The sequence below is a fragment of the Salipiger sp. PrR002 genome (assembly GCF_010500775.1).
GTDB lineage: Bacteria > Pseudomonadota > Alphaproteobacteria > Rhodobacterales > Rhodobacteraceae > Salipiger.
The window spans coordinates 36,611-58,248 of sequence record NZ_JAAGOU010000021.1; the positions used below are offsets into that span (position 1 = coordinate 36,611).

20 protein-coding genes are annotated in these 21,638 nt (G+C 65.9%); 10 read left to right on the forward strand and 10 right to left on the reverse strand.

Annotation, left to right across the window (positions count from 1 at the left end; all coding sequences use genetic code 11):
• Nucleotides 1-2: 2 nt before the first annotated feature.
• Together G0A00_RS18360 and G0A00_RS18365 are read right to left on the reverse strand one after the other, a co-directional pair.
• Nucleotides 3-971, reverse strand: a complete 969-nt coding sequence (locus G0A00_RS18360; RefSeq protein WP_066111858.1) for an ABC transporter permease — start codon at nt 969-971, stop codon at nt 3-5.
• Between the two features lie 218 nt (nt 972-1,189).
• A complete protein-coding gene (locus G0A00_RS18365; protein ID WP_164183276.1) occupies nt 1,190-2,131 on the reverse strand; it encodes a LysR substrate-binding domain-containing protein in 942 nt (313 codons plus the stop codon).
• Nucleotides 2,132-2,477: 346 nt separating this feature from the next.
• Here G0A00_RS18365 and G0A00_RS18370 point away from each other — a divergent pair, with 346 nt between their 5' ends.
• Complete coding sequence (locus tag G0A00_RS18370; RefSeq protein WP_164183275.1) at nt 2,478-3,914, forward strand: ferric reductase-like transmembrane domain-containing protein; 1,437 nt, start codon at nt 2,478-2,480, stop codon at nt 3,912-3,914.
• On the opposite strand, the gene G0A00_RS18375 is transcribed toward G0A00_RS18370, so the two are convergent.
• The 6 genes from G0A00_RS18375 to G0A00_RS18400 all read right to left on the reverse strand — a co-directional run bounded on the left by G0A00_RS18375 (nt 3,899) and on the right by G0A00_RS18400 (nt 10,098).
• Entirely contained in the window at nt 3,899-4,189 is a 291-nt protein-coding gene (locus G0A00_RS18375; RefSeq protein ID WP_164183274.1) for a hypothetical protein, read from the reverse strand. The two genes, G0A00_RS18370 and G0A00_RS18375, sit on opposite strands and share 16 nt — an antisense overlap.
• Before the next feature lie 71 nt (nt 4,190-4,260).
• Complete coding sequence (locus G0A00_RS18380) at nt 4,261-5,757, reverse strand: amidohydrolase family protein (protein WP_164183273.1); 1,497 nt, start codon at nt 5,755-5,757, stop codon at nt 4,261-4,263.
• A 23-nt stretch (nt 5,758-5,780) separates the two neighbouring features.
• Nucleotides 5,781-7,322 (reverse strand): amidohydrolase family protein, encoded by a 1,542-nt coding sequence (locus G0A00_RS18385; RefSeq protein WP_164183271.1) that lies wholly within the window; start codon nt 7,320-7,322, stop codon nt 5,781-5,783.
• Nucleotides 7,319-8,101, reverse strand: a complete 783-nt coding sequence (locus G0A00_RS18390) for an ABC transporter ATP-binding protein (RefSeq protein ID WP_164183269.1) — start codon at nt 8,099-8,101, stop codon at nt 7,319-7,321. The genes G0A00_RS18385 and G0A00_RS18390 overlap by 4 nt, the downstream gene beginning before the upstream one ends.
• A gap of 3 nt (nt 8,102-8,104) precedes the next feature.
• The gene (locus G0A00_RS18395; protein ID WP_157374386.1) at nt 8,105-9,001 is read right to left on the reverse strand and encodes an ABC transporter permease; all 897 of its coding nucleotides are present in this window, start codon (nt 8,999-9,001) and stop codon (nt 8,105-8,107) included.
• Between the two features lie 38 nt (nt 9,002-9,039).
• On the reverse strand, nt 9,040-10,098 hold the full coding sequence (locus G0A00_RS18400; protein ID WP_164183267.1) for an ABC transporter substrate-binding protein: 1,059 nt from the start codon (nt 10,096-10,098) through the stop codon (nt 9,040-9,042).
• A gap of 483 nt (nt 10,099-10,581) precedes the next feature.
• Between G0A00_RS18400 and G0A00_RS18405 the strand changes: the two genes are divergently transcribed.
• The 9 genes from G0A00_RS18405 to G0A00_RS18445 all read left to right on the forward strand — a co-directional run bounded on the left by G0A00_RS18405 (nt 10,582) and on the right by G0A00_RS18445 (nt 19,705).
• Nucleotides 10,582-11,277 carry a GntR family transcriptional regulator gene (locus tag G0A00_RS18405; protein ID WP_235953166.1) on the forward strand — a complete coding sequence of 232 codons (696 nt, stop codon included), beginning with the start codon at nt 10,582-10,584 and terminating at the stop codon, nt 11,275-11,277.
• A gap of 333 nt (nt 11,278-11,610) precedes the next feature.
• Complete coding sequence (locus tag G0A00_RS18410) at nt 11,611-12,663, forward strand: extracellular solute-binding protein (protein ID WP_164183265.1); 1,053 nt, start codon at nt 11,611-11,613, stop codon at nt 12,661-12,663.
• A gap of 13 nt (nt 12,664-12,676) precedes the next feature.
• On the forward strand, nt 12,677-13,756 hold the full coding sequence (locus tag G0A00_RS18415) for an ABC transporter ATP-binding protein (protein ID WP_164183263.1): 1,080 nt from the start codon (nt 12,677-12,679) through the stop codon (nt 13,754-13,756).
• The gene (locus G0A00_RS18420) at nt 13,753-14,583 is read left to right on the forward strand and encodes an ABC transporter permease (RefSeq protein WP_164183260.1); all 831 of its coding nucleotides are present in this window, start codon (nt 13,753-13,755) and stop codon (nt 14,581-14,583) included. Before G0A00_RS18415 ends, G0A00_RS18420 begins: the two co-directional genes overlap by 4 nt.
• The gene (locus tag G0A00_RS18425; protein WP_164183258.1) at nt 14,580-15,380 is read left to right on the forward strand and encodes an ABC transporter permease; all 801 of its coding nucleotides are present in this window, start codon (nt 14,580-14,582) and stop codon (nt 15,378-15,380) included. Before G0A00_RS18420 ends, G0A00_RS18425 begins: the two co-directional genes overlap by 4 nt.
• Before the next feature lie 4 nt (nt 15,381-15,384).
• Complete coding sequence (locus G0A00_RS18430; protein ID WP_164183256.1) at nt 15,385-16,284, forward strand: polysaccharide deacetylase family protein; 900 nt, start codon at nt 15,385-15,387, stop codon at nt 16,282-16,284.
• Nucleotides 16,281-17,636, forward strand: a complete 1,356-nt coding sequence (locus G0A00_RS18435; protein WP_164183254.1) for an amidase — start codon at nt 16,281-16,283, stop codon at nt 17,634-17,636. Before G0A00_RS18430 ends, G0A00_RS18435 begins: the two co-directional genes overlap by 4 nt.
• A complete protein-coding gene (locus G0A00_RS18440; RefSeq protein ID WP_164183252.1) occupies nt 17,636-18,379 on the forward strand; it encodes an aspartate/glutamate racemase family protein in 744 nt (247 codons plus the stop codon). Before G0A00_RS18435 ends, G0A00_RS18440 begins: the two co-directional genes overlap by 1 nt.
• Nucleotides 18,380-18,688: 309 nt before the next feature.
• Nucleotides 18,689-19,705 carry a phosphatase PAP2 family protein gene (locus G0A00_RS18445; protein ID WP_164183250.1) on the forward strand — a complete coding sequence of 339 codons (1,017 nt, stop codon included), beginning with the start codon at nt 18,689-18,691 and terminating at the stop codon, nt 19,703-19,705.
• Between the two features lie 52 nt (nt 19,706-19,757).
• On the opposite strand, the gene G0A00_RS18450 is transcribed toward G0A00_RS18445, so the two are convergent.
• Complete coding sequence (locus G0A00_RS18450) at nt 19,758-20,687, reverse strand: 3-keto-5-aminohexanoate cleavage protein (RefSeq protein WP_164183248.1); 930 nt, start codon at nt 20,685-20,687, stop codon at nt 19,758-19,760.
• Nucleotides 20,688-20,702: 15 nt separating this feature from the next.
• On the reverse strand, nt 20,703-21,635 hold the full coding sequence (locus G0A00_RS18455) for a 3-hydroxyacyl-CoA dehydrogenase (RefSeq protein ID WP_164183246.1): 933 nt from the start codon (nt 21,633-21,635) through the stop codon (nt 20,703-20,705).
• Nucleotides 21,636-21,638: the final 3 nt, after the last annotated feature.

Below are 21,638 nucleotides of genomic sequence, written 5' to 3' on the forward strand. Positions count from 1 at the left end.
GGTCAGTCCAGTCTGATGCGGGGATCAATGAGCACGTAGGCGATGTCGGTGAGCAGCGTGGCCAGCACGAGCATCACCGAGATCGCCATGGTGACGCCGAGGATCACCGGGTAATCGAGCTGCTGGATCGCGTTGATGTAGAGGTAGCCGACACCGGGCCACGTGAAGACGGCCTCGGTCACCGGAGCGGTGCCCAGCATCAGCCCGAAGAGGATCGCCAGATAGGTCAGCACCGGGATCAGCGCGTTGCGCAGCGCGTGGCCGTAGATGATGCGCCGCTCGGGCAGGCCGCTGGCGCGGGCGGCGGTGACGAAGTCATGGCGCAGGATGTCCACGAGGTTCGAGCGCATCAGCAGCGTCAGCGCGGCGGTGTTGAAGAAGGTCAGCATCGCCACCGGCAGCACCATATGCCACAGCGCGTCGAGCGTCGGGCTGCCCCAGAGCGGCGCGCGCATGGAATAGGCGCCGTATGAGGGGAAGATGCCCAGCCAGTAAGAGAAGATGAGGATCAGCAGGATGCCGACGAAGAAAGCGGGCAGCGACTGGCCGAGCATGGCGCTGGCCATGACCCCGAAGTCGGTCTTGCTGTACTGGCGCACGGCGGCGGTCACGGCCATCACCGTGGCGATGGCCAGCGCGATGAGGATGCCGGGGACCTGTATCTTCATGGTCTCGGCGCCCCAGACCGTGATCATCTCCCAGACCGGCTGGTTGTAGATGATCGAGGTGCCGAAATCGCCCTGCAGCAGATTTCCGGCCCAGATCAGGTAGCGGGTCACCGCCGGCTGATCGAGCCCGTAATAGGCGGTCATCTGGTCGATGGCCTGCTGGCTGATGCCGGGCCGTTCGGCAAGGAGGATTTCGATCGGATTGCCCACGGCGTTGACCAGCGCAAAGACGATGACGCTGACGCCGATGAGCAAGATCACCGAGAAGATGAGACGGCGGATGATGAACTGGGTGACCTGCAAGCCAAGCTCTCCCGTTGCCGCAAGGCGGGGATCAGCGCGCCTGCAGCCTAATGATTTCAATTGGTTCTGATGGGGTCAGGATGAGATGCCGCAGCCCGTAGGGTCAAATTCCAAATAATAGGTATGCATCGAACTCAGGTTATGGGGCGCGGCGCGGTCATAACCGAAAAACCCCCGCTTTTGGGGCGGGGGCTTTGGGGTCGCAGGTGTCTGGAAGGTCAGCGCAACTCGGCGGCGGTCTTTGTGGCGCTGGCGGGGGGCGGGGCCAGCGCGGGGCCGAGGCTCTCGGCGTGGGCCAGCGCCAGTTCGACAAAGCGCTTCACCTGACTGGTGCGCGGGCGGTGGCGGGGCAGCAGCAGCCGCACCTCGGAACTGACCGTGGGCGCGAAGGGGCGGCAGACCACCAGTTCCGAGAAAGCCCCAAGGTAGAGCGGGTTGAGCAGCGCCACGCCCAGACCGCGCGCCACCATGGCGCAGATGCTGGGGGCCATCGAGGCTTCGGTGATGATGTCGCGCTGCACCCCGGCGCGGGTGAACAGCTCATCCACCTGAGCGCGCAGATCGGAGGTCGGGGTGAAATTGATGAAGCGCTCGCCTTCGAGGTCCGCCGGGCAAAGCGCGGGCCGTTCGGCCAGCCGGTGGCCGCGCGGCATCACGCAGACATAGGGGCGGCTGTCGAGCGCGATATGCTCGATCTCGGGATCGTCGATGGGATGGGACGAGACACCGATGTCGAGGCTGCCGGAAATCAGCATGTCGACGATCTTGACCGTGCTGCGCGCATGTAGCGCCAGTCGCGCGGCGCTGTTGCTGCTCTGGTATTCCATCACGAGGTCCTGAATGAAGCCGGTCGACAGCGCGGGCATCACCCCGACCGACAGCATCGTGCCCTTCATGTTGCGGATATCCGAGGCGGCTATCTCGATCCGGTCGAGGCCGCGATAGAGCCGGTTGATCTCTTCGAACAAGAGCAGCGCGTCGCCGGTGGGGCGGACCCGGCCCGGGCTGCGCTCGAACAGGGCAAGCCCGGTGTCATACTCGAGGTTCTGCAGCATCTTGCTGATCGCGGGCTGCGAGACGCAGAGACGCGAGGCGGCGCGGCTGACGGTGCCGGTTTCAATGACGGCCTTGAAGGCCTCGATCTGGCGGACGTTCAACATGCTGGGCCCGGATGGCTATTTCGGGAGCGGCGCGGCGGGCATCCCGGAGCGACCCCCAAGCGCCTGCGGCTAAGGTAAGTGAAGAATAAATCTTCGGGCGCTCCGAGGTTTAAGTCCGAACTTGTGCAAGATTTCCCTCCGCCGCGCAGACACTGCTTGCAGAACCGGCGTTCGCTGCGCCGACACGCCGAGTTTTCAGCACGCCGAGAAAGCCTGTGCGCCCGGGATGATCGCCCCCGCCGGGAAAAACACGCGCGGCGGAGAGTTTCCGCCCCCGCTTGTGATCCGCATCAAGTCTTCGCTGCGCGGGCCGCGCTAAGCTTTGGACAAAGGAGCCAAAAGCGCCATGCCCCAAGACCGTTCCAAACGCCGCGGCCTGCCGCCCCGCGTGCTTGCCTGTCTCTACGCCGGGCTGGTCGCGCTGCCGATGCTTGTGGCGCTGCTTTCCGAGCCCGGCCATTGGCAAGGTGCCATGCGGCTGGCGACGGCTTGCGGTATCGCGGCGGCGGTCATGGTTCTGGCGCAGATGGTGACCAGTGGGCGGTTCGAGGCGATCTCGGGCCGCATCGGCATTGATGTGACCATGGCGTTTCACAAATGGGCGGCGCCGCTGGCGCTGCTTTTGGCGCTGGTGCATGTGCTGGCCTTCATCGGCCTGCCCGACCCCGACCGCCCCGGACGGCTCGCGCGGAGGATCGACTTCGTGCTCTCGGGGCCGGGGCTGTGGGATGCGCGGATCGCGCTGGGGCTGCTGGCCTTGGTGGTCGCGCTGGCGCTGCTGCGGGACCGGCTGCCGATGCGCTATCAGCTGTGGCGGGCGGGTCATGCGCTTGGCGCGCTGGGGCTGGTCGCGGCGCTGCTCTGGCATGTGCTGAGCGATGGCCTGAGGGGCATGGGAACGGCCCTGCTCTGGATCGGGCTGGCGCTGGCGGTCTGCCTGCCTGCGGTCTCGGTCTACGCCCGGCGTCTGGTCCGGCGCGGTGCCGCGCCTTGGACCATCGCCGAAAACCGCCACGTCGCCGAGCGTCTGTGGCTGCTGCGTCTGGCGCCGCCGCAAGGGGCCGCGCTGGCGTTCGAGCCGGGGCAGTTCGCGTGGTTGGCGTTCGGCGCAAAGCGGCTGCCGCTGCATGACCATCCGTTTTCCATCGCCTCTGCGCCGGGGGAAGACGGCCTGCGGTTTCTTATTCAGGAGGCCGGGGATTTCACCGATGGCATCGGCGCGCTGCCTGCGGGCACCGCAGTGTCGATGGATGCGCCGCACGGCAGTTTCGTGCCGCGCGGGGAGGGGCCGCTGATCCTTGTGGCCGGCGGCGTCGGGATCGCGCCGATCCTGTCGATCCTGAGCCATCTGGCGCGCAGCCGCAGTCAGCGGCAGGTCCGCTTTGTCTATGCCGCCCGCAGCGCCGGGGCGATGGTGCCGCCCGAGCTGTATCAGCCCGCCTGCGCCGCGCTTGGCGTCACGCCGATGCTGGTATCGGACCGGGCCGAAGATGTGACCGAGTTGCGGCTGCTGCGCGGGCCGATGAACGCCGCCCTGCTCGAGAAAGCCATGGAGGGGCTGGAGCCCTCGGCCTGCGAGGTGATGATCTGCGGGCCGGGCGCGATGATGACCCTCGTGGCCGACAGCGCGCTGGAAATGGGCGTGCCGCTGAGTTGCATCGACTACGAGCGTTTCAGCTATGGGGCCGGGCCGAGTTCGGTGAAGGATCGGCTGCGGCTGACGGGGTTTGCGGCGCTGCTCGGGTCGGTTCTGGGGCTGGTGCTGCTTTACTGGCTGGCCTGATCCGCCAGCCAGTTGACCAGCGCGGCGCGCGCCTCGTCATCGGGGGCGTGGTGCATGGCCAGAAAGCGGTTCAGCCGGTCCTTTCCCGCGCGGTCGTCGGGATCGGGCAGCGCATAGGCGATCGCCTCGGTGCTGCGGTGGCACTTTGCGCAGGTGTCGGACCATGCCTGCCCGCCGGGGGAGGGATCATCGGCAACGCAGGGCCCGACCGCTCCCACACAAAGCAGGCCCGCGATCAGCACGGCGCGGCGGCGCGAAGAAGCTGGCAGTGGCATCGGCGAGATCTCCGGATCAGCGGAGCACCATGATGCCGCGCGGCGGCCTATCGGGCAAGATGCGCGCGCCCTCAGCCAAGCCGCCGCCGCAGCCCCACGTCCCGCGCCGAGGCCATGTCGTACATCGCGCGATAGGCGGGCAGATAACGCGCCACCTGCGCATCGGCGCGGTCCATCTGGGCGCGCTTGCCTGCAAAGAGCGCGCCAGCCTCCTCCAGAAGCGCCGCCTCGTCGACCCGCAGAAGGCGGCCCTTCTCGGTGACGATCTCTCCGGCGACCATGGTCATCCGAAGCGATTGGCCCAATTCGCAATGCACCAACTGCCGGGGCAGGTTGTTGAGCGGCACGAAGGGCAGGGCGCTGAGGTCCAGCAGATTGAGGTCCGCAGGCGCGCCGATCCCCAGCGTGCCCAGACCGGGCTCGCGCATCGCCCGTCCGCCGCCTTCGGTCGCGGCGCGCAGCACCTCGGGTGCCATCGGCCAATCCTCATAGCGCGGACGGTCCAGCGTGTGCACCAGCGCGGCGGTTTTCATCACGCTCCACATGTTGATCGCGTCGTCGGCGATGGCCTCATCGACGCCGAGGCAGAGCGGGATGCCCCTTCCGAGCATGTCGCGCCACCGCATGATGCCGCTGCCGAGGCGCAGGTTCGAGATCGGATTGTGGGCCACGCTTGCGCCGCTTTGCGCGATGAGGTCGAGATCGGCGTCATCGACCCAGATCGCATGGATCACGTTCATCCGCTCGGACAGAAACCCCAGATCCGCCGTGTAGCGCACCAGCGAGCGCCCGCCGAGGCACTCCTCGCCATAGACCCGCTGCAGTTTGGTCTCGAGCATATGGGCATAGAACGGCAGGTCGTGGCGCTGGCTCAGGTCGTCGAGCGCGGCGAAATACTCGGGCGTCACGCGCTGCGGTGCCGAGCAAGAGACCGCCGCCTTCAGCCGTCCACCTTCGGCGCCATGCCATTGGCCAAGGAGGTGATCGTAAAGCTCCAGCAGGCGCGGGGCGGGGCAGGGTGAGGGCTGTTCGAGCGGTGCACGCAACTCGCAAGGCAGCAGGTCGCGCAGGAACGGCAGCTTGTCGAGTTCCGGCACCTCCGGCTGATCCAGCGCCAGCCGGGCGCGCATCCCGCTGTCGAGATAGGCCTGCGCCACCGCGTCGATGATCTCGGGCGTCGGCTCGGGCACGAAAAAGCAATCGTCCTGCACCGAGGTGGTGCCGGTCTTCAGCATCTCGATGCAGCCAAGCATGGTGCGCAGATAGGCTTCGCGCGGGGTGGGGCGCAGCACCTCGAGTTCGGGGCACTCGTAGAGCATGAAAATCTCGAGCGGCAGCGACGGCAGGCGGCCCTTCATGTGATTGACCGACGAGTGGAAATGGCCGTTCACGAGGCCGGGCATCAGCAGATCGCCGCGACCCTCGACCACCGCCGCATCGGGCGCGGGCTGGGGGGCGCCGATCTCGGCGATACGGCCATCGCGCACCAGCAGATCGCAGGGCGCGGTCAGTCCGTCATGCGCCTGCAGATCAAGCAGGCGCACGTTGCGAAAGAGGGTTTCGGGCATGGTCTGTCCTCTCGGGCTCCGGGTCAGTCGCGGGAGGAGCGGTTGTAGAAGGGCGTTCGCGGGGCGGTGCCGGTGATATAGCCGTCGTAGAAGTTTTCGACCTCGCCAAAGACCTGATCGCGCAGCCAGTGGCGGTGCTGCTCTTCTTCGTCGCGCGGTTTGGCCAGCGCCTCGGCGATCTGCGCCAGGACCTCTGCGCGGTCGATGCGGGTGAAATTGCCGTCGCGGTAGATCACTTCGCCGTCGATCAGCACCTCATGCACGTCCTTGCATTTGGCGCGGTGGATGAGCGCGTCGAGCGGGGCGATGTCGGGGTCCTGATAGGGATAGGTGGCGCTGTCGTAATCGAGCACCACCGCATCGAAGCGCCGCCCCGGATCGAGACGTCCGATCTCGGCACCGAAGGCGGTGGTCAGCGCGCCATGTTCGGAGGCCATGCGCAGCACGCCGGTCGGCGTCGGCACGGCGCTGTGATCCATGCCCGGCACGCGGTGCACGGTCAGCGCCATACGCATTTCCTGAAGCATGTCGCGGTCGTCGTTGATGCCTGCCTCGTCGATGCCCATGCCGACCACGATGCCGCGCTTGCGCAGCTCCATCAGCGGCAGCATCCCCGAGCGCAGGCGGAAGTTGGACGAGCAGTTGTGGCACACGCAGGTGCCGGTTCCGGCGCAGATCTCGAGGTCTTCTTCGGTCATCCACACGCCGTGGCCAAGGGTCAGCTTCGGGCCGAGAAGTCCGAGCTTTTCGAGATGTTTGACAGCGGTCGTGCCGGTACGCTTGAAGGCGTATTCCTTCTGATAGGCGGTCTCGAGCAGGTGCATATGCATCGGCACACCGTCGGCGTCCGAGCGCTCTTTCATCGCCAAAAGCCCGTCGTCGGTCATCCAGTGCAGGTTCGCCGGGGCAAGCTGAATGCGCGCGCGCGAATTGCCGTTGCTGTCGCGCAGATGCTCGTAAAGCGCCATATATTCGGCAAAGCTCATCTTCTGCTGGCCGAGGTGCTCGGCCATGGCGCGCCCGGCTTCGGGCGGCAGGCGGCGGCAGAAATCCTCGTCGGCCTCGTAGACGAACCGGTTCTGCTCGCGCACCGCGTAGCAGTAAGAGGCGCGCATCCCCACCGTCTCATAGGCTTTCAGCACACCGCCCGCCGAGGCTTTGACCTGCTCCAGATCGCCGGTGGCCCAGCCTTGGATATGCTGCACTGTGGTGACGCCCGAAGAGATCATCTCGAAGGCCGAGAACAGCGTGTCGAGATAGGGGTCGATCTTGCGCATCGACAGCCGCGCGGCGAACCACAGTTCCAGCGCGTAATCGGGCGCGCCCAGCTGCAGCGGGGTCAGGCCGATGTGGTGGTGGCTGTTGACCAGCCCCGGCATCATCAGGTGATGCGGGTAATCCGTGGTCTTGGCATCGGGATAGGCGGCGGTGATCTCGGCGGCGGGACCGACGGCGAGGATGATGCCGTCTTCATGTGCCAGTGCCGCGTTTTCGATGATATCGGGCGAGACATCATCCTTTGCGCCCGAAACGATCCAGCGGGCGGTGACGATTTCGATACTCACGAGAATTCCTGTTCCTTGAAGGATTTTTCCACTTCCTCGGCCAGCAGCGCTTCGCAGCGGCGCGCGAGGTCGGTCATTTCGGGGCTGCGCAGGTCGCGTGGGCGGGCCTGATCGAGGCGGATCTCGGCCTTGATCTGGCCGGGACGCGCGGTGAAGACGACGATGCGGTCGGCCAGCGCCAGCGCCTCGTCGATCGAGTGGGTCACCAGCAGCACCGAAGCGCCCGAGCTTTCCCAGACATCGAGCAGATGTTTCTGCATCCGGGCGCGGGTCTGGATGTCGAGCGCGGCAAAGGGCTCGTCCATCAGCAGCACCTTGGGTTTCATCGCCAGCGCCCGTGCCAGCGCGGCGCGCTGGCGCATCCCGCCGGACAGCTCATGCGGGCGCTTGTTGCCCGCGCCGACCAGGCCGACGAGACGCAGCAGCCGCTCGGCGGCCTCATCCATCTCGCGCGGCGACTTGCCAGCGATGCGCAGACCGAAGGTGATATTGTCCTTCACCGTCAGCCACGGATAAAGCGAGGCTTCCTGAAAGATCAGGCTGCGTTCGGGCGAGGGTTCGGTGATCTCCAGAGCGTCGAAGGTGACAGATCCCTGCGTGGCGTCTTCGAGCCCGGCGACGATATAGAGCAGCGAGCTTTTGCCACAGCCTGAGGGCCCGAGCAGCACGACGAACTCGCCAAGCGCCACATCGAGTGTGAGGTTGCGGACAGCGGGGACCGGCTCGGGGCCGTCCGGGTTCCAGGTTTTCGAGACGTTCTTGATGGACAGTCCGAGCATGGGTCACACCCCTCCCACGGGGCTGGGACCGACCCACCAAAGGACCTTGCGCTGCACGTAGCGAAGCGCCTGATCGAAGGCAAAGCCGGTGATCCCGATAAGTGTCATGGTGAAGAAGACGAGGCTGGCGTTGAACGTGTTGCGCGCCAGCATGGTGACCTGACCGAGGCCCGAGCCGACGCCCACCGCCTCGGCGATGAGCACCACCATCCACGCGGCGAAAAGGTTCATGCGCAGGGTGACGAAAAGGTCGGGCAGGATCGCGGGCAGGATCACATGGCGGTAGATCTGCCGTTTCGAGCAGCCCATGATCTTGGCCAGTTGGATGTAGTTCTTGGGCACACTGTCGATCAGCGACAGCGTCGCCAGCGTCATCACGAAGAAGATGGCGATGAACACCAGAAAGATCGCGGGCGGGTTGCCGATGCCGAAGACGAAAACGGCGACCGGGATCCATGCCACCGGCGAGATCGGTGCCAGCATAGTGACCATCGGCAGCATCAGATTGCCGAAGATGCGGAAGTAGCGGATCGCAAGCCCGATCCCCAGCGACATGATAAAGCCCAGCCCCAGCCCTGCGGTGACCCGCAGCGAGGTCCAGCCGATGACCCCCAGCACCGACCAGAAGGATCCGCCTTGGCTGAGCGCCCCGGCGCGCTGGCCGTTGGGGTCGAAAAAGCGGAACTGGTCGGGCAGATTGGCCAGAAAGATATGCGGTGGCGGCAGCAGCAGAGGGTTTGCCCACCCCCGCCACCATGCGAGCTCCCACAAGCCCACGAAGATTGCGAGCGAGGCGAGAGACCACAGCGCCGGGGCCAGTTTGCGGGCCAGATTGCGGCCCGCGGGCGGACGCGTTGGGGCGGATAGTTTTCTCTCGTCACTCATGGTTCCGTCGCTCATGGGAGGCTCCTGTGCTCATTCTTGGCTCAATGGGGTCTTCAGGCGGTCTTGAGCGCGAGCTGCTCGTAGAGGTCGCCGTTCTCGGCGATCACCTCTTCCAGAAGCGTCCAGTCAACGGCCTCGGCTGGAAGCGTGTTCTTGACGTAACCCATGGCCTGCATCGAGGCCGAACGTTCGACGAAGAACTCGGTATTGTTGCGCTGGTCGATCATCACCGGCTGGCGCGACTGGGCCAGCTTCAGCGCCTCGAGCGAGGTTTTGTAGTAGGTGCCCACCGTGTCCTCGAGCGCCTTGTCGGTGTCCTGCTCGGACTGCAACTGCGCGGTCATCATCGCCTTGATCACCGCTTTCACCGCGTCAGGGTTCTCTTCCAGCAGCGGGATGCGCGCGGCCAGCACGCAGTCCGAATAGCCCTTGCCGTAGACATCCAGCCCGTCCGACAGCACCGAGGCGCCCGCGCGCTCCTGCAGACATTGCGTGGCATAGGGTTCGATGTGGCAGACCGCGTCGATCGCGCCATTGATGAAGGCGGCGGCAAGCTCGGGCGAGGTGTTGAAATATTTCACGTCGACATCGGCAAAGGACATGCCCGCGGCGGTCAGATAGTCATAGGGCAGCACTTCGAGCGTGTCGGCCTGAAAGGTGCCGATGGTCTTGCCCTTGAGATCCTCGGCCGAGGTGATGCCTTCGGCGCCGACGAAGATGCAGCCCTCGACACCCGCGCCCGCGACGATGCGCACCGGCGCCCCGGCATCGACCAGCGTGATGAAGTTGGAATAGGGGATGACCGAGACGTCGACCATGCCCGCGCCGAAGAGCGTGACCACATCGGTGGTGGTCGGGGTCACGACGAAATCAAGCTCGACGCCGTCGTCCTTGGCCAGTTCACGCTCTTTGGCGAGGAAGATGCCGAGGTTGCACAGGCCCGCGCCGTGGGTGGCCTTGATGGTGGTCATCCCGGCGGCGGCGGCCTCGGAGGCGCCCATCAGCCCGGCGGGCAGCGCAAGGCTGGCCGCAGCGGCGGCACTGCCTTTGAGAAAGCCGCGTCGGCTGGCCATCTGGATGTTGTGATAGGTGTTTCCGCAACGTTCGCACATGTCTTTGTCCTCTCTGTTGGGCACGGACAAAGTGGCGGGCGGTCTTTCGTTCAGGCAGGCCGGGCCAAATCGTCCATGACAATTTTTCTCGGCACGCCAACCAGAAGAAGAGGAGCGAACACTGCCATATGGCATTTATGTCAGTGGTTCAGCGGGCAGTGTGCCCTCTCTGCGCTGAGATCAGCCTGAGCCGATCCGCGGCGGACGAGAGGGAAATTGCGCCGAAATTTCTTTGCCGCGCTCGGCGCTGTCGCCTTATTGAGCAAATGGAATGCCAAATTTGCATAATTTAAGCGATCTGGATCCGAGGAGGGCCCGGATCGGCGAGGTTGTGGCGAATCAAATGGTTGCGGGCGCTTTTACGCCGGGACGTGTGCGATGACCGGGTCGGCGGCTCCGCGCTATGCGCGTGATTTGGTTGCATCGCCCTGCGGCATGGGCAAAATGGAATGCCACAGGATTACTTGTCTGAGACACTTTGCCTTGAGCCAGCCTCTTCCCGAACTGACCGCCGTTCCCCCGGTCACGGACTCGCCGACTGCGATTGCCCAATGGGTGGCCGAAGTGCTTCGCGATCGTATCGTCAAAGGCGAGTACCCGCCCGGCTCTCGGTTGGTGGAGCGGCGCATCTCGGCGGAACTGGATCTGTCGCGCACGCCGGTGCGCGAGGCGCTGAAGCTGCTGCATCAGGACGGGCTGATCGAGATCTCGCGCAACAAGGGTGCGCAGGTGGTGCAATGCAGCGCCGAAGAGGCGGTGCAGCTTTTCGAGGTGATTGCCTCGCTCGAAAGCCTTGCCGCCGAGCGCCTCGCACGGACCATCACGCCCGCGCTGCTGGACGAGCTTGAGGACCTGCACGCGCAGATGATGGTGTTTCACAAGCTGGGCAACCACACCGATTACTTCGACACCAATTCTGCGATCCACGATTTTATTGTCGAGAACTGCGGCAATCCCATCGTGCATGACGCGCACAAGCGGCTGATTGCGCGGGCGCGCTATGGCCGGTTCATGGCGATCCACAGCGCCCACCGTCTGGCGCAATCGGTGCAAGAGCATGAGACGCTGATGGAGGCCCTGCGCAGCGGCGACGCGGTGGCGGCGGCGCAGGTCTGGCGCCAGCATCTCCAGCACACCGGCGAGACCTTCGCGGCCGTTCTGGAGGACGGGGAGGGTTAGGCCCCTTTCGCCCGCGTTCACGAAACATCCCAACATGGTTGCCCCGACCCGCTGACCGGCGGGCGCGAGTCGCTGCGTACTGGCTTTCCGTAAAATGGGATGCCATTTGGCTTCGCGGTTAGCCTGCAGGCCGGGCAGGGGTGCAGTTCAGCCGCACAAACTTTGGTCGTTTTGAGAAATTATGCGATTTTCATGCCGTATCTCTCGCCAGAGGGCCAGAAATCCTGCGTAAGTCAAATGGCATCCCATTTGAGGTCGGCGCCAGAACCGGCCCTTTTCACCAGCCAAACCCTTTGGCCAACGCGCCTTGCAACCGACAGAGAAGGAACGCCCATGACCCGCCTCACGCACCGTGGCCTCACCCGCCGCTCGCTGCTCAAGACCTCGGCCTTTGCCGCCGCCGGAACGCTGGCCACGCCCGCGCTGCTGCGCGCGCAATCCTCTGAACTGGTGATCGGCTGTGCCGGATCGCACACCGCGTGGATGGAAGAGATCGTCGTGCCTCATATGAAAGAGGCGATCGGCGCGGATATTCTGTTCGAGGGCACCAAATCCTCGGTCAACCTTGAAAAGATGGCCTCGAACAAGGACCAGCCGTATCTGTCGGTGGTGCAGATGGACGACCCGGTGATGATCCAAGCGGTCGAGGCCGATCTGCTGACCCCGATCACCGCCGAGGCCGTGCCCAATATGACCGACCTGCGCGGCGATGCGGTGCATATGGACGGCATGTGGTGCAACTACGTCCAGCCTTGGGCGGGCGTGGCTTATAACACCGACTATTCCGAGGGCGTGCCGTCGTGGGACGCGCTTTGGGATCCCGCCAACGCGGGACAGGTGATCATCCCCTCGCTGCAGAACACCGAAGGCATGTGGACGCTCTTTGTCGCGGCGATGCTGGGCTCGGGCAAGCCGTTCTCGGAAGCGCAATACGAGATCGACGCTGCCTTCACCAAGCTCGAGGAGCTCAAGCCCAACCTGCTGTCGGTCTATTCGACCATGAGCCAAGCCTTCAACTTGCTGGAGCAGGGCGAGATCACGCTGCTGTCGGGCAATTTCTCGTCCTACACGCTGCCGCGCAAATCCGAAGGCGTGCCGGTCGATCTGGCCGCGCCGAAGGAAGGCATCTTCGCCATGCCGTCGGGCATCTGCCTTGTGAAGGGCGGGCCGAACCCGGAGTTGGCCGAGGCCTATGTGAATGAGATGCTGGGCGAGAAGATGCAGTCGGCCATCGCCGATTTCGCCTCTTCGGTGCCCGCCAACACCACGGTCAAGGCGGGCGCGGTGATCCCCGAGGGCGTGCAGATCTACAGCCCCGACTGGGCCTTCGTCGCCGCCAACCGCCGCGCGTGGATCGAGCGTTTCGACAAGCTGATGGCGCTCTGAGGCGATGTTGGACATGACCCAAGACCCCACTCCGGGCGATCGCCGTTACCTCGACGTTTGGGGCGTTGCGAAATCTTTCAAAGGCACAAGCGTCATGTCCGGCATGAACTTCCGGGTGGACCGGGGAGAGCTTGTCTCTCTCCTCGGTCCCTCGGGCTGCGGCAAGACCACGCTGTTGCGCATCATCGCCGGGCTGATGGAGGCCGACGAGGGCTCGGTGGTGCTGGGCGGGCGCGACATCAGCCGCTTTCCCGCGCATAGACGCAACGTTTCGGTGGTGTTCCAGAACTACGCGCTCTTCCCGCATCTGACCGTGGCCGAGAATGTCGCCTTCGGGCTGCGGGCGCGCGGCACCCCCAAGGCGCAGATCGCTGGTCCGGTCGACGAGGCGCTGCGCCTCGTGCGGATGGAGGGATTTGCGGGCCGCCCGATCTCGGCGCTGTCGGGTGGTCAGCAGCAGCGCGTCGCCGTGGCGCGGGCGCTGGTGGTGGGGCCGGATCTGCTGCTGCTCGACGAGCCGTTCTCTGCCCTCGACCGCAAGCTGCGTGAGACCATGCAGGTGGAGCTGAAATCGCTGCTGCGCGACCGCGGGATCACCGCCATCTTTGTCACCCACGATCAGGAAGAGGCGATGGGCGTGTCGGACCGGATCGCGGTGATGAACGCCGGGAAGATCGAGCAGTTTGCCGACCCGTCGACGCTCTATGCCCGTCCGGCCTCGCCTTTTGTCATGGATTTCGTCGGGCTTTCGGCGACCATCATGGGCACCGTCGCCGCCTCCGAGGGCGGGCTGCTGACGCTCGACACGCCCTACGGAACCTTGCGCGCCCGCGGCGATCTGCCGGTGGGCGGCGCGGCGCAGATCGGCGTGCGGCCCGAGCTTATCGCGGTGGGGCAGGGCGAAAACAGCCTGTCGGTGGTGCTGGAGGACGTGATGGTACTGGGCTCCAAGACCGTGCTGCATGGCCGCGCCGCCGAGGGGGACCGCATCCTGTGCGAACTGCCCGGCATCCGCAGCGGTCTGGCCCGTGGTGAGACCGTTCAGCTTGGCTGGGAGATCGCCGACACGCTGGTCTATGGAGGCGCCGCATGATCCGCCGCGTCGACCGTCTTTCGCTGCTCGCGGTCCCCGCGCTTGGGTATCTGGCGGTGATCTATGCGCTGCCGCTGGTCATGCTGTTGGCCAAATCGGTGCGCACGCCGGATGGATTTTCACTCGCCGAATACGCCGACTTCTTTGCCGACGAATACAACATGCGCGTGCTCTGGCGCACGCTGCGCATTGCCGGGCTGACCACCTTGCTGGCGCTGGTCATCGCCTATCCCACCGCTTTCGCCATGAGCCGCGCCAAGGGCGGATGGCTGACGGTCTTTCTGGTGGCCATGGTGCTGCCGATGTCGCTGGGGGTGGTGGTCAAAGCCTTTGCGTGGTCGATCCTGTTCCGCGCCAATGGTGCGCTCAACGGGGCGCTGCAATGGATCGGCCTGATCGACCGGCCCATCCGAATGATGTTCACCGAAACCGCGCTGATTGTCGGGGCGGCGAATGTGTTCCTGCCGTTCATGGTGCTGCCGATCTACGCCGTGGTGCGCCAGCTTGACCAGCGCCTGCCCGAAGCCGCCGCCTCGCTAGGGGCCACGCCGATGTTTCGCTTCTTCAACGTCACGCTGCCGCTGACCCTGCCGGGTGTGGTGGCGGGCTCGGCCTTCACCTTCTCGCTGGCGGTGTCGATGTATGTGATCCCCTCGCTGATCGTCGGCGAGCGCCAGCAGACGCTGTCGATGCTCATCGCCCGCTCGTTCCTCTATCTCCGCAATGAGCCGCTTGGCTCCACCATCTCGGCGGTGCTGTTGGGCATCGCGGTGCTGGTGGTGGTGCTGTCGAGCTGGCTGGCCCGCAGGCTGGGAGCCCGCACATGACCCAGACAGACCGTATCTTCCGCGCCCTCTCGTGGAGCATGGGGCTGGCCTGCGTCGCCTTCCTGATGCTGCCCATCGTGATCACCATCGCGGCCTCTTTCACCTCTTCGCCGGTCTACACGCTGCCGCCGCCCGAATGGTCGCTGCGCTGGTACGCCTCGCTGGGCAAGCGCAGCGGGCTGTGGGACGCGGTGCTGCTGTCGCTGAACCTTGCGCTGATTTCCACGCTGATCTCGCTGGTGCTGGGCACGCTGGCCTCGGTCGCGGTCACCCGCGGCCAGTTCCGGGGCCGCGAGGCAATCGCCACTTTCGCCGTCTCTCCGTTGATGATGCCGGGGCTGGTGGTGGGCGTGGCGCTGCTGCAGTTCTTCCGCGAGATCGGCCTGCGCGACGCCTATTGGTCGCTGCTGCTGGGCCATATCGTGATCACGCTGCCCTTCGTGATGCGCACGCTTCTGGCCTCGATGGCGGCCTTCGACTTCTCGCTGATCGACGCGGCGCGGACGCTGGGGCTGAGCTATCCCAAGGCGATCCTCAAGGTGCTCGTGCCAAGCCTTGCGCCCGCCTATCTGACCTCGGGGCTCTTCGCCTTCCTTGCTTCGATGGACAACTACCCGATCTCGATCTTCCTCACCGACGCGCGCAACAAGACGCTGCCGATCAAGATGCTGCAATACCTCGAGGAACAGCCCGATCCGTCGCTGGCGGCCATGTCCTCGGGGCTGATCCTGCTGGCGATCATCGTGCTGGTCTTTGGCGCGCGCACCGTCGGCCTCAACCGTATGATCCAAGGGTAAGCGCATGAGTTTTGACAGGGACGACCGCCGCGACTTCCGGGGCTATTTCGGCGCCGAGCCAGCGCCTTGCTGGCCGGGGGGCGCGCGCCTCGCCGTCTCCTTCGTGGTCAACGTGGAGGAGGGCGCGGAATATTCCATCGGCGACGGCGACGCGCGCAACGAGGTCACCTATGAGATCCGCGAAGAGGTCGAGCACGCGCCGGATCTCTGCATGGAGAGCCACTTCGCCTATGGCACGCGGCAGGGCTATGCGCGGATCGCCAAAGCCTTTGACAAGGTGGGTGCCAAGGCGACCTTCTCGGCCTGCGGGCGGGTGGCCGAGCGCGCGCCGTGGCTGCTGCAGGACGCGGTGGCGCGGGGGCATGAAGTCTCCTGCCACGGCTGGCTGTGGGAGCGTCACGCCAATATGGCGCGCACCGAGGAAGAGGCGGTGATCGAGCGCACCCATGCCGCCATCACCCGCGCCTGCGGTGTGGCCCCGGTGGGCTGGCACACCCGCTCTTCGGCCTCGCTGAACACGCGGCCCCTGCTGAAGGCGCGGGGCGATTTCCTCTATGACAGCGACGCGTATGACGACGATATCCCGCGCATGGACGGCGGCCATGTGATCCTGCCTTATGCGTTCGATACCAATGACATGCGCTTCTCTCCGGGGGGCGGCTTCGTACAGGCGCGCGATTTTTCGGACTATGTGATCGGCGCGTTCGAGCGGCTCTATGACGAAGGCGGCGCGGCGGTGCGGATGCTCTCGGTCGGTCTGCATCTGCGGCTGATCGGCCGCGCTGGCCGGATCGCGGGGCTTGAGGATGTGCTGGCGCATATCTCGGCCCGCGAAGGGGTGTGGATCGCCCCGCGCCGCGACATTGCTGCGCACTGGGCGCAGGTGCAGGAGGGTCAAGTATGAGCGTGATGGAACTTTCCGCCTGCGATCTTGCCGCCGAGGTGCGCGCGCAGCGCGTCACCCCGCTTGAGGTTGCGCAGGCCGCGCGGGCGCGTGTCGCGGAGATGAACCCGCAGCTGAACGCGCTGACGCTGGTGAACCCCCGCCTTGAGGCCGAGGCCGAAACCGTGGCCGCGCGCCTTGCCAAGGGTGAGGATCTGCCGCTCGCCGGGGTGCCGGTGGTCATCAAGGACAACATCTGGGTGAAGGGTCTGCCGATCACCCAAGGCTCGAGGCTGTTTGCCGATTTCATCGCGCCAGAGGACGCGCGGGCCGTGGCCCGGCTGCGCGCGGCGGGGGCGATGATCCTCGGCATCGGCACCTGTTCCGAGTTCGCCTGCAAGGGCGCCACCAAAACGCCGCTGCACGGCATCACCCGCAACCCTGTCGACCCGTCGCGAACGCCGGGTGGTTCCTCTGGCGGCTCGGTGGCCGCTGTGGCGGCAGGGATGGCGCCGCTGGCGCTTGGCACCGATGCGGGCGGCTCCAGCCGGCGTCCGCCTGCGCATGTGGGGGTGATCGGCTTCAAGCCGACGCAGGATCTGGTGCCTTACGGTCCCGGCTTCGACGAGCCGGTCTGGGGGATCTCGGTCATCGCGCCAATCGCGCGCCATATGGAAGACATCCAGCTTGCCATGTCGGTGTTGGCAGACGTGCCGCAGGCCGAGCCGCTGCGCGGGTTCTTCGCGGCCGCTGCGGATTTCGGCCTTGGCCAGCTGCTGGACCCGGACGTCGATTTGGCCTTCGCCGCCGCGATGGATGCGCTGCGCGGCGCCGGTCACAGTCTGACCGAGGCGGCACCCGAGTGGGCAGGGCTGGACGGGATGGCCATCATGCCGCTGCAATATGCGGGGCTGGCTGCGCTTTTCGGGGATCGCTGGCAGGAGGATCCTGCGCTCTTTGACCCCGATCTCGGCGCGCAGATTGACAGCGGCCTGCGGCTCTCGGGCCGCGCGGTGGCGCAGGCGCATCAGGCCGGGCACCGCATGGCTCAGATCCTGCGCGATTTCCTCACCCGCTTTGACGTGATGATCACCCCGACCACGCCCTGCGCCGCATGGCCCGCCGAAGACAGCGCGCCCGCCACCATCGCTGGTGCCGCCTGCGGCGGTCGGGATCACGCCGCCTTCACCCCGCAGGCCAACCACTCCGGCTGCCCGGCGATTTCGCTGCCCTGTGGCCGGGATCGCGAGGGCCTGCCGCTGGGCCTGCAGATCATCGCCGCCCCGGGCCGGGACGCGGCCCTTCTTGCGCTGGCGGCAGAGATCGCGCCGCTTTTGAAGCGCATCGACATCTTTCAGAAAGAGGCCCCGTGATGCGTCTGCTTCTCGTCAATCCCAATATGACCGTCGCGATGACCGACAGCATGGCCGCCATCGCGCGGCAGGTGGCTGGCGACCGGGCCGAGATCGTGCCGGTCACCGCGCCGCGGGGATTTCCCTATATCGCCTCGCGGGCCGAAGCGCAGATCGCCGGTGGCATCACGCTTGAGATGATCGCCGAGAATTTGGAGGGGATCGACGCGGTGATCGTCGCCGCCTTCGGCGATCCGGGGCTGGCGGGCGCGCGCGAGATCTTCGATCTTCCGGTGGTCGGCATGGCCGAAGCCTCGGTGCTGTCGGCGGCCATGCTCGGCGACCGTTTCTCGATCGTGACCTTCTCGCCGGTGATGAGCCGCTGGTACAGCGATTGCGTCATGGCGACCGGCCTCGGCGCGCGGTTCACCGGCGTGCGCACGCCTGCGGGACATGCCGCCGATGTGCTGGCAGCGCGCGACGCGCAGCGCGCGGATCTGGTTGCTCTGGCGCGCGCGGCGGCGCTGGAAGATGGCGCCGACGTGGTGATCCTCGGCGGGGCACCGCTGGCGGGGCTGGCACCGGAAATCGCGGGCGAGGTGCCCGCCATCGTGCTCGACCCGATCGCCACGGCAACGGCGCAGGCAATCACGCTAGCCTCGCTGCGCGCGGGCTTTGCCAGCCGGGCCTGCAAGCCGATTGCCAAACCCTCGGTCGGACTGTCGCCTGCGCTGAGCCAGATCATCGCGACGGGGGCCGCGTGATCGGCTAGACAAGGCAGCGCATGACGCGCGGATGCCATTTCGGGCGCGTCATCCGGCATCAGATTCTTGAACAATTGCGGCAGGACCGGGCCGCCGCCGCAGATCCTCTGCGCGCGGGCGAAACGGTGTTTCGGTGGACCTCCAGAGGCCCAAGACGATCGGCAAAGAACCACCTGCGGATCGGGCGGATCGCGAATTGGCGGGACTCCGCCTTCACTTATGGGTTTGCTCCCCTAGATGTCAGAGTCTCGATAAATTGATTTAGATGGCCATGCCGAACCCCAATGCACTGTCGAAGGGAGCGAGAAAATGATCCCTTCTCTCGCCTTCTTCACCTTCTGCATCGGCTACGCGCTGGTCTCTTTTCTGGTGGCCGTCCTGTTCCGCGATGGGGTTCTCGCGGATGTGCTCGGCACGCTGACCTCGGAGCCGGATGTCTCGCTCTGGTATGTGGCGGTCATCGCGGTGCTGGTCTCGGTCTGGGCCTTTCATGCCGAGACCCGGCGGGGCGTCGCCAAGGGCAGGGCCGCCGCCAATGTCGCCATGGTCTACGCCGCGGTGCTGGCGCTGCATTTCGGCTTTACGCTGTTCAAGACCACGATGCCGCAGATCGTGCCCTATTACGCCGATCCCTATCTGGCGCGGTTCGATGCATGGCTGCATGGGCAGGCGGATCCTTGGGCGGTGATCAACCGGCTGTTCGGCCCGGACATGATGCTGAGCCTCAGCCCGCTCTATCACGGGCCGTGGCTGATCGCGGCGCTGTTGTTTCCGGTCGTGCTTGTGACCTGCGACGAGGATCAGGCTCGCGTGAAGCGCTATCTGGCGCTCTACTGCGCGAGCTGGATCGTCATCGGCAACATGCTGGCGCTGGGGGGAATGTCGGTGGGGCCGGTGTTTTACGACCGCCTCTATGACGGCAATCGCTTTGCGCTGCTGACCCTGACGCAGCGATATGCGGGGCTTGACGGCACCACCATGGGTGCCCTTCAGGAGTACCTGTGGGAGATGTATGCCGCGGGGCGCGAAAGCTTTGGCACGGGGATTTCCGCCTTTGCCTCGGTGCATGTGTCGGTGGCCACGGTCGTCGCGCTCTATTGCGGTGAACGCTCTGCCCTGCTGGCCTTCCCGGCGGCGCTGTTTTGCGCCGCAATCCTGCTGCTGTCGATCTGGAGCGGCTATCACTACGCCGTGGATGGCTATTTCTCGATCGGCGTCATGGCGATGCTGTGGATCTACCTGCGCAAACGCGCGGCGCCTCAGGACATGGCCGCGCGGCTTGCGGCGCAGCCCGTCGCAAGGCCGATCCGGGTGCGCCGGGACTGAGCCCGGGCGCTTTCCCGATCCATAAGCAGCCTTGCGCCGGTTCGGGTGCGGCTCAGAACCCCACGGCGTCCGCGCCTTTGGTGTCGAGGATCTCGCGGGCCTCGTCGGGGCTGGCAAGCTCCAGCCCGAGCCCTTCGATGATCTGTCGCGCCTTGGCCACCTGCTCGGCATTGCTGCGCGCCAGCTGTCCCGGACCGGCCCAGAGCGAATCCTCGAGACCCACCCGCACATGCCCGCCCATGGCCGCGGACATGGCGGCGATCGGCAGCTGGTTCTTGCCCGCGCCCAGCACCGACCAGCGGTACTGATCGCCGAACAGCCGGTCCGCGGTGCGCTTCATGTGCATGACGTCGTCGGGATGCGCGCCGATGCCACCCATCAGGCCAAACACCGTCTGGATGAACAGCGGCGCCTTCACCAGCCCCTGATCGAGGAAATACTTGAGGTTGTAGAGATGGGCGGTGTCATAGCACTCGAACTCGAAGCGGGTGCCGAGCGCACCGAGCGTGGTCAGAATGTGCTCGATCTGCCCGAAGCTGTTGTTGAAGATGATGTTTTTATTGCCGACGTAGTCGCGCTCCCATTGGTGCTCGAGGTCGGGAAAGCGCTGCAGCATTGGAAAGAGGCCAAAGTTCATCGAGCCCATGTTGAGCGAGGCGATCTCGGGCCGATGCGTCGCGGCGGGGCGCACGCGCTCCTCGATGCTCATGGTCGGCGCGCCGCCGGTGGTGATGTTCACCACCACGTTCGAGGCCTGTTTGATCACCTTCAGAAAGGGGCTGAACGCCTCGGGGGTCTGGTCCGGGCGGCCGTCTTCGGGATCGCGGGCGTGCAGATGCACCACTGCCGCGCCAGCCTCGGCGGCACCGATGGCGGCATCGGCGATCTCGGAGGCGCTCACCGGCAGATATTCCGACATCGAGGGGGTATGGATCGCGCCGGTTACGGCGCAGGTGATGATCACCTTGCGGGATTTTGCCATTGGGGTCTCCTTGGGTCAGCTTTGTTCGGCGGCGAGGTGGCGGCGCAGCGCGGCGAGGCGCGTGTCGCGGCGGTCCTGCCGTTCGCGGATTTTCTCGGGACTGCGGTCCTGCGGCCAGCTTGCGGCGATCTTCTCGGCCTGCTCGACCGAGAACACCTCGGGGCCCGCAGGCTCGGCGGCCAGTCTTGCATAGAAGCCGCCGTAGCGCGCCGCATAATCGGTGATGCCGCCGGGGGCATTGAGGTCGATAGTCTCGATCGGGCCGATCAATGTCCAGCGCAGGCCGAGCCCGTGTTTGATGGTGGCGTCCAGCCCCTCGACCGACACCGTGCCCTCGCCGATCAGCCGCAGCGCCTCGCCCAGAAGCGCGCCCTGCAGGCGGTTGAGCACGAACCCGTCGCGTTCGCGGGCCATCTTCACCGGCACCTGACCGATGGCGCTGTAGATCGCCTCGGCCGTCTCCATCGCGGCGGGATCGGTCCAGGGCGCGGGGCAAAGCTCGACCACCGGCACCAGATGCGGCGGGTTGACCGGATGGCCGACGAGGCAGCGCGCGCGGTGGGTGAGCGTCTCGGTGAACCGCGAGGCAACTATGGCCGAGGTCGAGGAGGCGATGACCGCATCAACCGGGGTCGCGGCGTCGAGCCGGGCGAAAAGCTCTGTCTTCACCTCGATCTTCTCGGGGCCGTTCTCTTGCACGAAGGCGACATCCGCCACCGCCTCTTCCAGCGTCGGGCAGGTGCGGATGCGGGCCAGCGTGCCGGGCTTGTCGTCGAGCAGCTTCTCGGTGACAAGCGTGTCGCAGAGCGCCTCGATATCGGTGGGGAAGCGTTCGAGCACGCCGGGGTCGGCGTCCCAGACCTGCACCTCATATCCGGCGCGGGCGAAGAGCGCGCTCCACGAGCGGCCGATCAGCCCGGCCCCGATGATGGCAACCTTTTGGGTCATGGA

Coding starts and splice junctions, on each gene's coding strand:
- G0A00_RS18435 (WP_164183254.1), top strand. CDS start 16,281: ATGAGCGTGATGGAACTTTCCGCCTGCGATCTTGCCGCCGAGGTGCGC.
- G0A00_RS18445 (WP_164183250.1), top strand. CDS start 18,689: ATGATCCCTTCTCTCGCCTTCTTCACCTTCTGCATCGGCTACGCGCTG.
- G0A00_RS18365 (WP_164183276.1), bottom strand. CDS start 2,131: ATGTTGAACGTCCGCCAGATCGAGGCCTTCAAGGCCGTCATTGAAACC.
- G0A00_RS18410 (WP_164183265.1), top strand. CDS start 11,611: ATGACCCGCCTCACGCACCGTGGCCTCACCCGCCGCTCGCTGCTCAAG.
- G0A00_RS18420 (WP_164183260.1), top strand. CDS start 13,753: ATGATCCGCCGCGTCGACCGTCTTTCGCTGCTCGCGGTCCCCGCGCTT.
- G0A00_RS18450 (WP_164183248.1), bottom strand. CDS start 20,687: ATGGCAAAATCCCGCAAGGTGATCATCACCTGCGCCGTAACCGGCGCG.
- G0A00_RS18425 (WP_164183258.1), top strand. CDS start 14,580: ATGACCCAGACAGACCGTATCTTCCGCGCCCTCTCGTGGAGCATGGGG.
- G0A00_RS18380 (WP_164183273.1), bottom strand. CDS start 5,757: ATGCCCGAAACCCTCTTTCGCAACGTGCGCCTGCTTGATCTGCAGGCG.
- G0A00_RS18370 (WP_164183275.1), top strand. CDS start 2,478: ATGCCCCAAGACCGTTCCAAACGCCGCGGCCTGCCGCCCCGCGTGCTT.
- G0A00_RS18395 (WP_157374386.1), bottom strand. CDS start 9,001: ATGAGCGACGGAACCATGAGTGACGAGAGAAAACTATCCGCCCCAACG.
- G0A00_RS18440 (WP_164183252.1), top strand. CDS start 17,636: ATGCGTCTGCTTCTCGTCAATCCCAATATGACCGTCGCGATGACCGAC.
- G0A00_RS18400 (WP_164183267.1), bottom strand. CDS start 10,098: ATGTGCGAACGTTGCGGAAACACCTATCACAACATCCAGATGGCCAGC.
- G0A00_RS18455 (WP_164183246.1), bottom strand. CDS start 21,635: ATGACCCAAAAGGTTGCCATCATCGGGGCCGGGCTGATCGGCCGCTCG.
- G0A00_RS18375 (WP_164183274.1), bottom strand. CDS start 4,189: ATGCCACTGCCAGCTTCTTCGCGCCGCCGCGCCGTGCTGATCGCGGGC.
- G0A00_RS18415 (WP_164183263.1), top strand. CDS start 12,677: ATGACCCAAGACCCCACTCCGGGCGATCGCCGTTACCTCGACGTTTGG.
- G0A00_RS18430 (WP_164183256.1), top strand. CDS start 15,385: ATGAGTTTTGACAGGGACGACCGCCGCGACTTCCGGGGCTATTTCGGC.
- G0A00_RS18390 (WP_164183269.1), bottom strand. CDS start 8,101: ATGCTCGGACTGTCCATCAAGAACGTCTCGAAAACCTGGAACCCGGAC.